General features: G+C 41.4%; 18 protein-coding genes. 3 read left to right on the top strand and 15 right to left on the bottom strand.

All coding sequences use genetic code 11. The features are described 5' to 3' along the window. Nucleotides 1–95 precede the first annotated feature (95 nt). The 5 genes from BN1067_RS10010 to BN1067_RS09990 all read right to left on the bottom strand — a co-directional run bounded on the left by BN1067_RS10010 (nucleotide 96) and on the right by BN1067_RS09990 (nucleotide 4,414). Nucleotides 96–1,058: a siderophore ABC transporter substrate-binding protein gene (locus BN1067_RS10010; protein ID WP_053218718.1), complete on the bottom strand. Its 963-nt coding sequence runs from the start codon at nucleotides 1,056–1,058 to the stop codon at nucleotides 96–98. A 185-nt stretch (nucleotides 1,059–1,243) separates the two neighbouring features. Next, nucleotides 1,244–2,002: an iron ABC transporter ATP-binding protein gene (locus BN1067_RS10005; RefSeq protein ID WP_053218717.1), complete on the bottom strand. Its 759-nt coding sequence runs from the start codon at nucleotides 2,000–2,002 to the stop codon at nucleotides 1,244–1,246. Next, nucleotides 1,996–2,946, bottom strand: coding sequence for an iron chelate uptake ABC transporter family permease subunit (locus BN1067_RS10000; RefSeq protein WP_053218716.1), 951 nt, complete (start codon nucleotides 2,944–2,946; stop codon nucleotides 1,996–1,998). Before BN1067_RS10000 ends, BN1067_RS10005 begins: the two co-directional genes overlap by 7 nt. Beyond that, nucleotides 2,939–3,889 carry an ABC transporter permease gene (locus BN1067_RS09995; protein WP_053218715.1) on the bottom strand — a complete coding sequence of 317 codons (951 nt, stop codon included), beginning with the start codon at nucleotides 3,887–3,889 and terminating at the stop codon, nucleotides 2,939–2,941. The genes BN1067_RS10000 and BN1067_RS09995 overlap by 8 nt, the downstream gene beginning before the upstream one ends. Before the next feature lie 279 nt (nucleotides 3,890–4,168). Beyond that, nucleotides 4,169–4,414, bottom strand: a complete 246-nt coding sequence (locus BN1067_RS09990) for a glutaredoxin family protein (RefSeq protein WP_053218714.1) — start codon at nucleotides 4,412–4,414, stop codon at nucleotides 4,169–4,171. Between the two features lie 227 nt (nucleotides 4,415–4,641). Between BN1067_RS09990 and BN1067_RS09985 the strand changes: the two genes are divergently transcribed. Both BN1067_RS09985 and BN1067_RS09980 read left to right on the top strand, forming a co-directional pair. Then, complete coding sequence (locus BN1067_RS09985; RefSeq protein ID WP_053218713.1) at nucleotides 4,642–5,805, top strand: conserved virulence factor C family protein; 1,164 nt, start codon at nucleotides 4,642–4,644, stop codon at nucleotides 5,803–5,805. After that, a complete protein-coding gene (locus tag BN1067_RS09980) occupies nucleotides 5,802–6,230 on the top strand; it encodes a BrxA/BrxB family bacilliredoxin (protein ID WP_053218712.1) in 429 nt (142 codons plus the stop codon). Before BN1067_RS09985 ends, BN1067_RS09980 begins: the two co-directional genes overlap by 4 nt. Nucleotides 6,231–6,370: 140 nt before the next feature. On the opposite strand, the gene BN1067_RS09975 is transcribed toward BN1067_RS09980, so the two are convergent. From BN1067_RS09975 to BN1067_RS09955, 5 genes are all read right to left on the bottom strand, one after another. After that, nucleotides 6,371–6,625: an alpha/beta-type small acid-soluble spore protein gene (locus BN1067_RS09975; protein ID WP_053218711.1), complete on the bottom strand. Its 255-nt coding sequence runs from the start codon at nucleotides 6,623–6,625 to the stop codon at nucleotides 6,371–6,373. 16 nt (nucleotides 6,626–6,641) lie between these two features. Continuing rightward, entirely contained in the window at nucleotides 6,642–6,875 is a 234-nt protein-coding gene (locus BN1067_RS09970) for a YozQ family protein (RefSeq protein ID WP_053218710.1), read from the bottom strand. A 30-nt stretch (nucleotides 6,876–6,905) separates the two neighbouring features. After that, entirely contained in the window at nucleotides 6,906–7,169 is a 264-nt protein-coding gene (locus tag BN1067_RS09965) for a hypothetical protein (protein ID WP_053218709.1), read from the bottom strand. Between the two features lie 129 nt (nucleotides 7,170–7,298). Further along, entirely contained in the window at nucleotides 7,299–8,450 is a 1,152-nt protein-coding gene (locus BN1067_RS09960) for a D-alanyl-D-alanine carboxypeptidase family protein (protein WP_324777881.1), read from the bottom strand. A gap of 245 nt (nucleotides 8,451–8,695) precedes the next feature. Then, on the bottom strand, nucleotides 8,696–9,979 hold the full coding sequence (locus BN1067_RS09955; RefSeq protein WP_053218707.1) for a coiled-coil domain-containing protein: 1,284 nt from the start codon (nucleotides 9,977–9,979) through the stop codon (nucleotides 8,696–8,698). Between the two features lie 417 nt (nucleotides 9,980–10,396). Here BN1067_RS09955 and BN1067_RS09950 point away from each other — a divergent pair, with 417 nt between their 5' ends. Beyond that, a complete protein-coding gene (locus BN1067_RS09950; RefSeq protein ID WP_053218706.1) occupies nucleotides 10,397–11,332 on the top strand; it encodes an NADP-dependent oxidoreductase in 936 nt (311 codons plus the stop codon). Nucleotides 11,333–11,442: 110 nt separating this feature from the next. Here BN1067_RS09950 and zupT read toward each other — a convergent pair whose 3' ends face one another. The 5 genes from zupT to BN1067_RS09925 form a co-directional block, all read right to left on the bottom strand. Beyond that, a complete protein-coding gene (gene zupT, locus BN1067_RS09945) occupies nucleotides 11,443–12,249 on the bottom strand; it encodes a zinc transporter ZupT (RefSeq protein ID WP_110943417.1) in 807 nt (268 codons plus the stop codon). Between the two features lie 283 nt (nucleotides 12,250–12,532). Next, a complete protein-coding gene (locus BN1067_RS09940; protein ID WP_053218705.1) occupies nucleotides 12,533–12,922 on the bottom strand; it encodes a DUF302 domain-containing protein in 390 nt (129 codons plus the stop codon). Between the two features lie 165 nt (nucleotides 12,923–13,087). Beyond that, nucleotides 13,088–13,348 (bottom strand): metal-sensitive transcriptional regulator, encoded by a 261-nt coding sequence (locus BN1067_RS09935; RefSeq protein ID WP_053218704.1) that lies wholly within the window; start codon nucleotides 13,346–13,348, stop codon nucleotides 13,088–13,090. A 438-nt stretch (nucleotides 13,349–13,786) separates the two neighbouring features. Beyond that, nucleotides 13,787–14,563 (bottom strand): sulfite exporter TauE/SafE family protein, encoded by a 777-nt coding sequence (locus BN1067_RS09930; protein WP_053218703.1) that lies wholly within the window; start codon nucleotides 14,561–14,563, stop codon nucleotides 13,787–13,789. A gap of 47 nt (nucleotides 14,564–14,610) precedes the next feature. Further along, nucleotides 14,611–14,758 (bottom strand): sulfurtransferase TusA family protein (locus BN1067_RS09925; protein WP_199868508.1); only part of this gene is annotated, 148 nt, incomplete at its 5' end.

Genomic DNA, 14,758 nt, shown 5'->3' with positions numbered 1-14,758 from the left:
TATCCCCAATACAGCCGCTTGCACCCTAATCGTTAAATACGACTGATGGAACAAAAAACACCGGACCTCCCAAAGGGAATCCGGTGTATGTGTCCTTATTCTACACTGCTCGAGACTTCTTTCACCATTTCCGATACTGAGATTAATCCTCCGCCGGAAAGGTACCAATAATCGGGATTTAAATAGACAATGTGATTATCTTTATACGCCTTCGTTTCTTGCACTAATTTGTTTTCCAATGTTTTTTTCGCAGAGTCTTCTCCACCTACTACTTGGTTACGGTCCACAACAAATAAATAGCCAGGATCTTTTTCCACCAGGTATTCAAAAGAGACATTTTGACCATGGGTAGATACTTCTAAGTTTTCATCAACGGCTGGAAATCCAAAAACATCATGGATCAAGCCGAACCGGGAACCCGGACCATAAGCATTGATACTGCCATCATTCGTCAGGATAATCAAACTGTTATCCCCATTTGCAGAAGCTTTTTCTTTTAAAGTGGAAATTTGATCATCGATCTCAGCCAATTCTGCTTCCACTTCAGATTCCTTGCTGAAAATTTCACCCAAGACGGTTGCATTTTCCTTGAAAGAGTCCATGTACCTTGTCGTATCGACACCGAGATGGATGGTAGGTGCCAGTTCGTTCAAATCATCGTATGCTTCAGCAGTACGGCCGGAAATGATGATCAAATCTGGATCGATTTCACTTAATTTTTCAAAATCCGGTTCAAAAAGTGTTCCAGCGTTTTTATACTCATCACTATCATATTTCGACAGATAAGAAGGCAAATTTTCTTTTGGAACAGCCGTCACATCAATTCCAAGTTTATCCAATGTATCGAGAGTTCCAAAATCAAAAACAACTACTTTTTCCGGATTAACCGGTACTTTCGTCTTTCCTAATTCATGCTCCACCGAGATTGTTACACTCTGTTTTTCCCCACTGTCGGATGCAGCGGAGGCATTATCATCGGAAGAACCTTGACTGCCACAGGCAGCTGTAAACAAAGCCAATATAAGAATGGAAACTAGCACCGTGAATTTTTTTGTCATTTTCTTTCACCTCTAACTAAATTATTTATAAAAGATAGGGTAATGATTTGTATCTTCCACTGCCAATCCTGGACAACATTTACCGGACAATTATTACATGGGCCCACCGTCTGGCTGCCGTTCGGGATTACAATGGCAATATTACTGAAAAAATAGTACATTCCCCTATCCTGTGCTACACATTGTTAAGAAAAATAAAGGCAAATTCTGCATTGATCGATATCCTGGATGTCAATATCCATATCATATACTTCTTTTAGGACTGCCTTATCAATAATCTCATTTGTCGGTCCTTTACTTACAATCTTTCCGTCCTTCAATGCCACAATATAATCGGAATAGACGGAAGCAAAGTTCACATCATGAATAACAAGAATAACCGTTTTGCCGAGATCATTTACCAGCCTGCGCAAGACTTTCATGATTTGAACGGAATGCTTCATATCTAAGTTGTTCAACGGTTCATCAAGCAAAATATACTCGGTATCCTGGGCAATAACCATTGCTATGTAAGCCCGCTGCTGCTGGCCGCCGCTAAGCTGGTCCAGGAATTTATCCTGTATATCCTGCAATTCCATGTAAGCAATGGCTTCGTCGACAAATCGCTTGTCTTCTTTCGTCAATTTCCCTTGAGAATATGGGAAGCGACCAAAGCTGACCAGTTCCTTCACAGTCAATCGGAGACTTATATGATTGGATTGACGCAATATCGATATTTTCTTGGCCAGCTCTTTGTTTTTACTCTCAGTTACTTCCTGGCCATCTATCAAAATTTCACCATGATCTTTGGCTATTAAACGGCTGACCATCGACAACAGCGTACTTTTTCCTGCCCCGTTCGGACCGATAAAAGAAGTAATTTTTCCTCTTGGTATAGTCATCGACACATTGTCCACAACGTTTTTCGTCCCGTATTGTTTGGAAACTTCCTTTACAACTACCATGCTTTACTCTCCTTTAATAAAAGATAGATAAAGTAAACTCCACCGACAAAGTTAACAATGACACTCAAGGTCGTTGAGAAGGTAAATACCCGTTCAACGATCAGCTGGCCGCCGACCAAAGCAACGATACTGATCAAAACAGATCCTAGGATCAAATAACGGTGGCGGTAGGTTTTTAAAAACTCGTGAGCGACATTTGCCACCAACAGACCAAGAAATGTGATCGGTCCTACCAGTGCCGTGGATATCGACACCAATATCGCGATGATTACCAGCATTCGTTTAACGACATAATCATAGTCGACACCTAAATTAATTGCCTGCTCTTTTCCTAAGGACATCACATCAAGATACTTGGAAAACCGCGCAAAATAAATGGCAATCAACAAAACCAGAACAAACGAAATGGTCAGTAAATCGGTATTAACATTGTTAAAGCTGGCGAACATTTTGTTCTGGACAATCATAAATTCGTTCGGATCGATCAATACTTGCATGAAAGTGGACAGACTCTCAAAAAAAGTGCCGAAAATCAGCCCGACGAGCAGTAATAAATAAATATTTTTTCCACTCTGTTTAAAGAGCAGCTTATACAGCACACCGGCAAACAAAATCATCAATACCACAGAAAGAAGGAAATTGAAATTTTTGTTTAAAACCATGGCACTATTGGAGCCAAATATAAAAATGATAAACGTCTGAATCAGTAGATACAACGAATCCAATCCGATAATGCTCGGTGTCAAAATCCGGTTGTTGGTAATCGTTTGAAAAATAATAGTGGAAAATGCGATCACGGCGCCGGTGAGCGCAATTGCCAATATCTTTGTTGCTCTTCTCGGCAATATGTAACCCCAATTGCTCCCAACACTGCCAAACAGGAACAACAGGATAAGTACAACAGCCATGACTGTTAGTATAATCAATTTGTTTCGATTACTCATATGCCTTTCTCCTCAGTACCAGATATAAAAAGATTCCGCTGCCGATAACGCCGACGGTAACACCGATGGCAATTTCATAAGGATAAATGAGTACCCTGCCGATGATATCGCAAGCAAGGACAAATGCGGCACCGAGCAAAGCAGTATGAGTAAGGCTTTTTTTCAAATGATCCCCTTGATAAATCGTCACGATGTTCGGAATGATTAACCCGAGAAACGGAATCATCCCTACAGTCAGTACGACAACCGTGGTGACCAGCGCGACAATCACCAGTCCGATATTGACTACTTGTTTATGGTTCAACCCAAGATTGGTGGAAAATTCCTCGCCCATTCCAGCTATCGTAAACCGATTGGCATAAAGATAGGCAACGGCCAACAAAGGGATGCTAATGTACAGTAACTCGTACCGCCCCTGCAAAATCAGGGCGAAATTACCTTGCAGCCAGGATGACATATTTTGAATCAAATCTTCTTTATAGGCAAAAAATGTTGTGATCGAACTGACAATGTTACCGAACATCAATCCGACAAGCGGAATGAAAATCGCATCCTTGAACTTCACCTTACTGAGTATTTTCATAAAAATAAATGTTCCTAATAAGGCAAAGAAAAAGGCAACAAGCATTTTCTGCAAAGGACCGGCTGAAGAGAACAGCATTAGCGAAATCAGAATTCCGAATCTGGCTGAATCAATGGTTCCTGCTGTTGTTGGGGAAACGAACTTATTTCTGCTGAGTTGCTGCATGATTAAGCCGCATATGCTCATTCCCATTCCTGCAATGATAATACTAATCAATCTTGGAATCCTGCTCACCCATAAAATCTCAAGCTGACTATCATCAAGATGGAATAGATCGGAAGGCGACAAACTTGTCACTCCGATAAATAAAGACGTCATGGATAGTACCACTAATGCCAATGACAAGTACCGTAACTTCATAACAAAACCCTTCACTTTCCGACTGCACCTATGTAATGCTTATTTATTTTAATCAATAATGAAATTCATTATCAATTAGCTATCCCTATATTATCAGATTATTTTCATCTGTCAACGGACTAGCGAAAATAATCTGAATTTTCCCCTTGAAAGGAACAAGGAAGTTAAGGGGTTGCTGAATTTCCTTATCATTCACGGATGCCTTACACACAAAAAAGCCCGGCTGTACGCATACAACCGGGCTTTTCACGTGCTCTTCTTTCCTATCAACTAGGTATTTTAAACTCCCAACAAAACGGACAAGCGTTCTTTGTCAAATCCCATGACAACCTCTTGCTCATCCGCTTCTTTGATAACAGTTACCGGGGTCGCACTCGCCCCTAGAGCCATCACTTCATTCATATATTCCGAATTTCTTCTGATGTCTCGGTCTTCAAACTCGATTTTATTATCTTTTAGCCACTCTTTTTCTGCATGGCAAGGACTGCAGGTTTCCTGACTATAAATGATTACTTGTTTTGGCATCTTGTCATTCCTCCTTTTCAGTTATTACTATAACCAAAACGATGGGTGCTGAAAAGAAATCAACCTCTCTTTCCGAGTCATTGGATTCTTGTTTTTTGCCAACGGAACAGCATCCTTTCCTAGTCGGTATATCGCTTTCTTCTAACTTCCGTCCTTTCAGGATAATGGATAATCGGGGTGAAATCTGGTAAAATCGCAAACAAGAAGGCTTGAAAGGGGGAATTTGAATGAAGATAATATCGATAGAGCCTACTCCCAGCCCACATTCGATGAAAATCAACGTCGATGAGGAATTACCAGCAGGGCAAAACCGGAACTATAAAAAAGGAGATGACTTAAGTACTGCTCCTGAATACATTCAAGCATTGTTTAACATAGACGGTGTCAAAGGAATTTATCGTGTCGCCGATTTTCTAGCGTTGGAACGCCATCCAAAAAGCGCATGGGAAACCATACTCCCGGCAACGAGACAAGTATTTGGGGAGGAACAGCCTGAAACCAACGGCAGTGCTGAATCCACTCGAACACCTGTAGATACTTTTGGGGAAGTAAACGTGTTCGTTCAGATGTTCCGAGGATTACCGATGCAGGTGAAACTGAAAGAGGGTGGCCAAGAGCAGCGATTTGGACTGCCCCAGCGGTTCATGGATGCAGCAATGGAAGCATCCACTGCCTCTCCGAATATGGTAATGGAACGGAAATGGGTCGAACAAAGCCCCCGTTACGGAAGCCTCGAAGAAATCGGTGAAGCTATAGTCGAGGAAATTTCAGCTACCTATGATGAAGAACGTCTGAAAAAACTGGTAAAGCAAGCTTTTCAGAATGGAAATCAGGAAGAAGAGACGGCATCCCTAAAACAGCGGCCAAACTTGGAAATACTGGACGACCCTGATTGGAAAAATCGATATGCCGCTTTAGACAGATTAGGGGAACCGGATACAGAGGATTTGCCATTTTTAGATAAAGCACTACAGGATGAAAAAGCCTCCGTTCGTCGTTTGGCAACCGCTTATCTAGGTATGATAGAAGACCCTGCCGTACTGCCGTACTTATATAAAGCGCTCCAGGATAAAGTGGTAACGGTCCGGCGAACCGCGGGAGACTGTCTCTCCGATCTCGGCTTTCCTCAAGCTATTCCACAAATGGCCGAATCGTTAAAAGACAAAAATCGACTCGTACGCTGGCGTGCCGCCATGTTTTTATATGAGACCGGAGATGAAAGCGCGATTCCTGCGTTGGAAGCAGCCAGCGATGATCCAGAATTCGAAGTGAGAATGCAAGTAAATCTTGCGCTAGAACGGATTAAAGGCGGCGAAAAGGCAAAAGGCTCGGTTTGGAGCCAAATGACTGAAGCAACGCAAAACAAACTGATTGAGGAGGAAAGAAAATGAATCCCTATGAACAATATATGAAAGAAATTTCCCAGCCCATGAGAACTGAATTGACAGAAGCAGGCTTCAAGGAATTGACCTCTCCTGAGGCAGTCGATGAATTTATTCAATCTGCTGATGGTACATCCCTGGTGGTAGTCAATTCTGTCTGCGGTTGTGCGGCTGGCCTTGCTAGACCGGCAGTAAGAGAATCATTGAACAACGGCAAAAAGCCGGATAACCTGGTGACTGTGTTCGCTGGACAAGACCGGGAAGCAACATCCCGCATGCGTGAGTACTTTGTTGGAATTGAACCTTCTTCCCCTTCCATGGCTATTATGAAAGACGGAAAAGTTCTTCACTTTATCCCTCGCGAAGAAATAGAAGACCATGAAGTCGAAGAAATCGTCTCTAATCTATCGGAGGCATATAACGAGCACTGTTAAATACACAAACGGCAGTTCCTTTAATAAACAAAAGGAACTGCCGTTTTATCGTTAACCACGTTAAAACAGTCTTCCTCTTTCCCCATTCCTTTATCCGTGAATGAGGTCTCTAAAGAAGAAGGATAAACTGTCCGAAAAATTTATTGTTTGTTTTGGATTTGCTTTTCCGCCATTTCAATCATTTCTTTAACCATATTCCCGCCAATCTTGCCACCAATTTTTCCGGCATCCTTCGCCTTGATATCTCCGTTGTATCCATGCTTCAGATCAATACCCTGCTCCTCGGCTGTTTCATACCTTGCATTTTCCGGATTTTGTGTATGCGCTACCTTTGCCTTTAGCCTGTCCAACCCTTCTCTTGCTTCAGGAACAAGAATTTTATTTCTTCTAGCCATTTCCTGTCTCCTTTCGTCAATTTCTCTTACTGGAAATACTTTTTCCTTGATGGCTGATTAAATTACCATTCTCATCCACCTCATCGATTGCTCCCTCTATCGTCCCCTCTGTATAATTGTCGGAGACTTGTTCGTGTGTTACAGCCATCCCTTTTGATAATGAATCATTTTTTTGGTAGTCAGAGGGATCATACATTTTTTCGGCTACTTTTTCCGCTTGCTTTTTTTGGTCTTTTCGATCGTTTGTCATGTTCATTCCTCCTATCATTCTTTCGGTTGCTTATAAGTGCGCGATAATCTCATCCAGTTCCGATAACAATTGCTTTGCTTCTTCTTGATTCAACAGAATCGGGATTTGATCATTCACCGTTATGGTACAGCTCTCCTTCCTGCTGTTTTGTCTGGATAAATAGTGATGAAGCTGTTCCAGCTGCCTGTTGGACAGGACGGATTGCGTTTGCAAATTTTTCACCCGACGTAAATAGAATAATTCATCATCATCAGAAAACTCACCGCTAAATAACACGCCGTCAAAGTTGTTCACTCGATTACTCCTTTGTTCATTGTTTTTCTTCTGTTAGTATGCGGAATTTCCTTAGAATCATGCCCTTATGCAAAAAAATACAGGGGTGCATATACTACGCATCCCTGTATTTACGCTTATTTGATATTCTCACCTACGGACTCGCTTTATCGATTTTCTTATCGCTACTAAAAAAATTGCGGCCAAAGCCACCACCCATATATAAGAGAAACTTGACTGCTTGTCCGGTTGACTAGTATTTGCCTTTTGAACTTCATGCTTTCCTTCTCTATCCTCGTCTCCTTCTAAAGAAAAAGAAGTACTCAATGACTGTTTATCCTGATCAATGTTTAATGTACCTTGATTGTTAACCGAAAGCTCTGCTTCCTGGTCCTTTAAAGCGGTATAAACAATATCATTATCGACAGTATAGGTAGTATCATTTTCACTTACGAATTCAGTTCCTTCCGGGACAGTGATCGTTTCAAAATTGTCAAAGCCATAATCAAGCAATGCTTCAGCATCTTGATAAGCCCCATTTTGAGATTCCGCTTTTAATGTTACAGCTATAAGATGAAGACCATTACGCTCTGCGGTTGTGACCAATGTATGGCCCGATTCGTCGACATAACCCGTTTTTCCACCGGTTATTCCATCATATGGATCTTCCCGCATCATCTTATGGTGATGGTAAAGCGTCGTAGACCACGCATCACCTTCCCACTCCAGTTTTTGCGTGCCGAAAATTTCCCTGAAAGTGGGATTATTCATTGCATACTGCGTAATTTTCGCCAGGTCGGCTGCTGTGGTCACGTGGTTTTCATTGAATAATCCATGTGCATTTGTAAAATGTGTATCTCGGACCCCAATTACCGCTTGCAGGTAGCTGTTTAAATCTTTGGAGAAAGCTTCAGAGCTCCCCCCTAAGTGTTCAGCAATCGCTACACCTGCATCATTTCCAGAGTTAATCAGCATGCCCTGAATCAGCTTTTTTAACGGCACCTGTTCGCCTTCCTCCAAATAAACCCTGGTTCCCTCTACCGCGCGCGCCTTGGCACTCACAGTTACCATTTCATCCAGATCGGCAGTCTCAATGGCATAAATCGCCGTAGCTACTTTGGTCAAGCTGGCGGGATACATCGTTTTGTCTGCATTTTTTTCATATAGGACTTGTCCCGAAGCCGCATCTATCAAGATGCCAGATTCGCTCAGAAGCTCTTCATCCCATTCTGCAGCATCGATGTTTATAGCCATCCCTAACTGGGAAAAAAGTAGTAATAATATAACACAAAGCCGTTTCACAATAGCACCTCGCTAGTTAATCGTTGATTGATAAGTCTGGTTAGGATCCCTGCATTCCGCTATCTCAGCTCAATAACATTGGAATGTGTGACACTTAGTTATTGTTATTACCCGGCTGGCAATAAAAATATCCGCTAAAAAGCGGGCATAACAGTAACTTCCGCTTGATGGTATTAATGCCATCTTAACGTAAAAAGAGAACTCTCCAAAATGGAAAGTCCTCTGTTAACTTTTCATTTAACCGTCTAGTTCATTACTCTGACCACGCGCCCATTGAAATGATTCTTCCAGTAACCACTGGACATATTAGCAACAGCAACACCAGTTGAACTTTGTGAACCGATGAAGTTACCGCCACCTATGTAAATACCGACATGGCCGTCTGTTTTGTATGTATTGAAGAATACTAAATCGCCAGGTTTCATCTCACTTGCTGAAACTTTTCGCCCTGCACCGGTTAAAGCACCTGTACTGGCAGGCAAATTGACACCTGCTTGAGAGTATGCCCAACTGACAAATCCGGAACAGTCAAAACGGCCGTTCGCGATGTCAGAAGCTGTTCTTCCTCCTCCGAATACATAAACCGAATTACCGATATATTTATATCCCGCTGAAATTACCGTGCTGATATTTCCGCTTGCTCCAGAAGCTTTTGGACTGGCTGAAGCCGCGGAAGATGACTTACCGGATGATTTGCTGGAAGACTGTGAATCACTGTTACGGGGCTGCTCCACACTCATCGCCTGGATTTGCGCTTCCTGCTTTTCCCGTTGTTCGATATCTTGTTTTATTTGCTGTTCTTCCGAAGCTAATCGCTGATCTTTTTCCTGCAACGATGCTTTTTCATCGCGAGTTGCCTGTTCTTTTTCTTTCAGTTCTGCTTTTAATTGTTCATTTTGTTCTTTTTGTTCAAGAATTTGGGCCTGCATGCCCTCTAATTCCGTCTTCATTTCATTTAATTCAGCCAGCTTGTCGTCCATATCCTGGCGCTTTGTTTCTAATTTTTCTTTATCTGCTTCCTGTTGCTCGAGCAGGTCTGCATCTGAGTCCATGACTTTCGAAACAAGGTTCACTCGGTCAATAAAATCCCCAAAGCTTTTCGATCCCAAAATTACTTCCATGTAGCTGACGGTTCCACCATTTTTCTGCAACGTCTTCGCACGGTCTTTCAGTATTTCGAACCGCTTTTCCATTGTTTCTTCGATTTCGGCAATCTCAGCTTCGAGTTCTTCAATATCTTGGTTGGTTTGCTTAATTTCTGTTTTTGTATCTTCGATTTTTTGTTCGTTGTCGATAATTGCCTGCTCTACACGATTGATTTGTTCGTTTAATTCCTTCAGTTCCGTAAGGACCTGTTCAATCTCCGCTTGTTTTGCGTTGATGTCTGCCTGCACTTCCGATCTTTCGTTCTGTACCTGCTTTTGCTCGTCCTCCAGGCTCGTTTCTGCAGAAACCGCCGGTACAGCGATTACGCTTCCAAAACAAATCATGACGGCAGCATTGATTCCGATCCACTTTCTCGTAAGCATGCTATTCCCCCCTAGTCCCCTTGTTTACAAAACGTTTTTCTATGTATGAACTCTCTCGTAGTAGTTGATATCTATTTTTATTGTTAATCTATTGGTTGCAGTTAGTAGTATATCACTACAAAATGACAGAAATATTATCTCAATATTACAATTTTGTATCAAATACAGGTAGAAAGTAACAAAAATTATCACGAAAGCTGTTTGATTGTGTAACACTAACGAATTCGTTATGCTGTATATCCCGATTAATAGCATAGACAGCGGGTAAATAATAAAAGGCTCTTTTGCTATTAGAAAATGTGAGACTTCACTACTAAAGCAATAAAGCCATAGAAATCCCCTTTTGTTGAATGGGAAAAGTATTATTCGGGAAAAAGGTTAACATTAAGAACGAAACCATAGAAAGAAGGGATAAATATGAAAGCAGTCATCATCGATCAATATGGATCAGCTGATCAATTATACGAAACAGAAATGGAAACACCGGCAATCGAGGAAAACCAAGTATTAGTCGAGATGCACGCCACATCTATAAACCCCATCGATTGGAAGCTGAGAGAGGGATATTTAAAAGAAATGCTGCCCTTTGAATTTCCAATCATCCTGGGGTGGGATGCCGCGGGGGTTGTAAAGGAGATTGGATCAGAAGTAACCCATTTTCAACCAGGCGATCACGTATTTGCCAGACCGGCTACTACCCGGAATGGTACTTACGCTGAATATACAGCGATCGATGAAAAACTATTGGCAAAAATGCCTGAGAATGTGAGTTTTGAGGAAGCTGCAGCAGTGCCCTTGGCCGGCCTGACTGCGTGGCAGTGCCTTGTTGACTTTTCGGAAATTAAAGAAGACGATAAAGTACTCATACACGCCGGATCGGGCGGGGTAGGAAGTTTTGCCATCCAAATCGCCAAAAGTTTCGGAGCCTATGTCGCTTCTACAGCAAGCGGCAAAAATGAGGATCTCCTTAAAACGTTAGGTGTGGACAGGTTTATTAACTACCAGGAAGAAGATTTTGCGGATGTACTCGAAGATTATGACATTGTTCTCGATACAATGGGCGGAGATATTCAGAAGAAGAGCTTTCAAGTTTTGAAGGAAGGTGGCAAACTCATTTCCATCGTCGGTGAACCCGACAAGAAACTCGCTGCTCAAAAGAACATCAAAGCAAGCTCATTTTGGCTTAACCCAGACGGAAGTCAGTTAGCAGAACTGGGAAAATTGATGGAAAACGGGAAGATGACCGCAAACGTAGGCCATACCTTTCCTTTAAGTACAGAGGGAGTCCGGGATGCACATAAGCTCAGTGAAACCCATCATGCCCGGGGAAAAATTGTCATAAAAATCAAGTAAAATGTAAAAGTCACAGAGTTCGCTTGTAGAAAAACCATCAGTTTTTCTACAAGCATTTTATTTTCTCAAGATGACTACCTGATTCGAGAAGCCCATTCGTTGAAAGCGGGCTATATAAACAATAAAAGACTGAGCGCCATGACTGCCATTCCGCCAATCAGTCCATAAATGGACAGATGTGCTTCATCGTATTTTTTGGAAGCGGGAAGCAGCTCATCCAGTGAAATAAATACCATGATACCTGCAACGGCCGCAAATATCATGCCAAACATGACATCATTTAAAAACGGCATAAGAAGAAAGTAAGCAGCAATAGCGCCGATTGGTTCGGATAAACCGGATAAAAAGGAAAGCTTGAAAGCTTTTCGCTTATCCCCAGTGGAAAAATAAACAGGAACCGATACAGCAATCCCTTCCGGAATGTTATGAATGGCAATGGCAACTGCTATTGCCAGGCCAAGACCGGGATCCTGCAATGCAGATGTAAAAGTGGCAATTCCCTCAGGAAAGTTGTGGATGGCAATTGCCAAAGCAGTAAAAGTTCCCATTTTCAACAGTGCCGGATCACTAACAGTCTGTTTTGTTTTGGACATATCTTCGACTTTTTTCACTTCATGGGGGTTTCCCTGCTTCGGGATCACTTTGTCAATCAATGCAATCAGCAACATGCCTGAAAAAAAGCCGACAACGGTGAGCCAGTGCCCAAGCTCGTCGTCTAACGCACCCACCAGAGCATCCTGAGCTTTTACAAAAATCTCGATCATGGAGACGTAAATCATGACTCCCGCAGAAAAACCGAGGGATAAAGATAAAAATTTCGTATTGGTAGTGGAAGTAAAAAATGCAAGCAGACTGCCGATTCCGGTGGCCAAGCCTGCCATCAATGTGAGGGTGAATGCCAGTAATACATTTTCCAACGTACATCTTCTCCTCTGCTCACGTAATAGTCCTCAAGTGCTGTTAGTATATGTTTTTCCGCCGATTCTTTTCCAGGAAACCTTCCTTAACAAGCATTCTCTCGTTCGACGGATAAATGGTCTCTGAAAAATAGTATGCAGAGGAAAGCGAAAACGTCAATCACAGAACTTATTAGCTATTTTATGTGCTAACCGTGAAAGGGGAGTATGGAGATAAAAAATAAAAACAATAAAGGTAATGCTACGCACTTACCTCTATCGTTTTATGTTAGTGGTTTGTTAACTAAACACTTTTATCAATACAATTTATAAGTCGTTTTTCAATACCTGCTGCAAATTCTTTGAGCGAATTATCGTTGACCATTTCGATTAAAGCAGTTGGTCTAGGTAAACCGATTTTAACTTTTCCTTCATCTTGATCTTCATATACAACTATTTTGCAAGGCAAAAAGTAGCCGACCATCTGGTTTTGAGTTAAAACGCGTTGGGCCTCTTTAGGATTGCAAACCTCCAGCACCAGATATGGTTGATGAAAGTCTAAACCCTTTTCCTGTAATTTAGACTTTATATCAAATTGCCATAGTACTCCAAATTGTTCATACTTCAAACTTGCTTCCAAAGATTCAACTGCCTCTTCCATTGATTTATTTGTTTCTACCGTATAATGAAACAACTCAATTCCTCCTTTATAAACCTTTGCAATTAAAGGATTGATAACTCCAGTATAAGGGTTTTCCTCTTACCAATTCTTAAGCCTTAATTCAGCTCTTTCCAATTACCTAACCCGTACCCGTATAGGAATACCCAAAAAATATATTTTAAATCAAGATAATAAAATTTATCTGCTTTTCACAAGTAAATTTACCGCCTCTTTAATTAAATCTTCAGAGCTTTCACCAGCTTCCTGTTCCTTACGTATACATCGTTCAAGATTTGTACTGACAATCAACGCAGCTGTTTTATCCATAGCGCTTCTTACTGCTGACATTTGGGTAACTACATCTCTGCAATCTTTTTGTTCTTCCATCATTCGTATCAATGCTTTAACTTGACCTTCAATTCTTTTCATTCTATTTTTCATTTGAGCACTGTATTCCATAATGGTACTCCTCCTATATTCTTTAATTAGTCAGAAAACAGCCAACTCCAATAACCTTTTTCGCTTTTAAAAATTCGATACCCACGTCGCTTTCCATTTGAATCGAATGAAGTATCATAACTTTTTTATCTATGGTAAATTCCCATAATGCGGTATCGGGGACTGGGATACAAGAAGCATTCCTACTCTATCCTGGAAAATGTCTGATAACCCCTCTTTTCTAAAAATATCACATCTCTCCTATATAAATCATCATTTTGGGTCTTCTGTTCTTTAATTCCTAAACAGAGTATTACGTTCGGTAAAGAAACAGAAAACGGATATGGTCAATAAGACACCAATGATTCCCCCATTTACTACTTTCACCCACATTGTATGCCCTACCCGCATTTTTTCAAATGAGGACTTTTTCTTGGATACTCTTTTACGCACTCCTAACTAAAGGATATCCATCCATATCTTTACCGCTGTTCCTGCCATCAATAATGCCAAGATAATCTGTAACACCTTGGTATTTATTTTCTTTCCGACACCAGCTCCCAAAGGCGAAGCAATTACGCTTGCGATAACCATTATTGCAGCAGGGAAATAATCTACTTGTCCTGTGGTAACTTTTCCTATTGTTGCTCCAATGGAAGACATAAATGTAATCGCCAATGAAGAAGCTATTGTCATTCTTGTCGGAACCTTTAAGAAGACCAACATCATCGGGACTAACAGAAATGCACCCCCTGCACCTACAATGCCTGCACTGACACCTACAAATAAAGCAAGGAACACAGCTAGACCCTTGTTGAATTCAACTTGTTCCATTGGTTTGTCATCAATCCCCTTTTTAGGAACGAACATCAAAATGACTGCAACTATAGCTAAAATTCCATAAACGATATTAATGCTGCTTTCTTCCAGGTATATCGATCCAAATCCGCCAAAAAAACTTCCAATTAATATGCTGCCCCCCATGTAGCTGATTAGGGAGAGATTCAGGAATCCACCTTTTCGATAGGCCCATATACCGCCAAGTGTTGCAAAAAAAACTTGGATGGCAGTAACCCCTGAAGCTTCATGGGCACTAAACTGGGCTATCCCCAATGCCTCCGGAATATATAGCAGCATAGGAAAAATGACAATGGACCCGCCAATACCAAGCATTCCTGAAACAAACGAACCCGAAACCCCAATTAAGAATATGGTAAGAATAAAAGCAAGATCCATAGTTGACCCCCTTCAAAAAAAGAGGAACCTAGAGCGGTTCCCTTTTTTTATCCCTTTTTGATCCAGAACTTTAAAACATCATTTTCTTCCGTATTTTTTAATAGTTCATGTCCGCCAGATTTAGTCCAAGCCGTTAAATCACTTTTTGCTCCTTTATCTGTGGCATGAATCTCAAGGATTTGGCCAGATTCTATT

The sequence above is a fragment of the Virgibacillus senegalensis genome, assembly GCF_000821245.2.
In the GTDB taxonomy this organism is placed as follows: domain Bacteria; phylum Bacillota; class Bacilli; order Bacillales; family Amphibacillaceae; genus Sediminibacillus; species Sediminibacillus senegalensis.
Note: the sequence above shows the minus strand (reverse complement) of the source record. Positions and strands in the feature narration are given on the sequence as shown.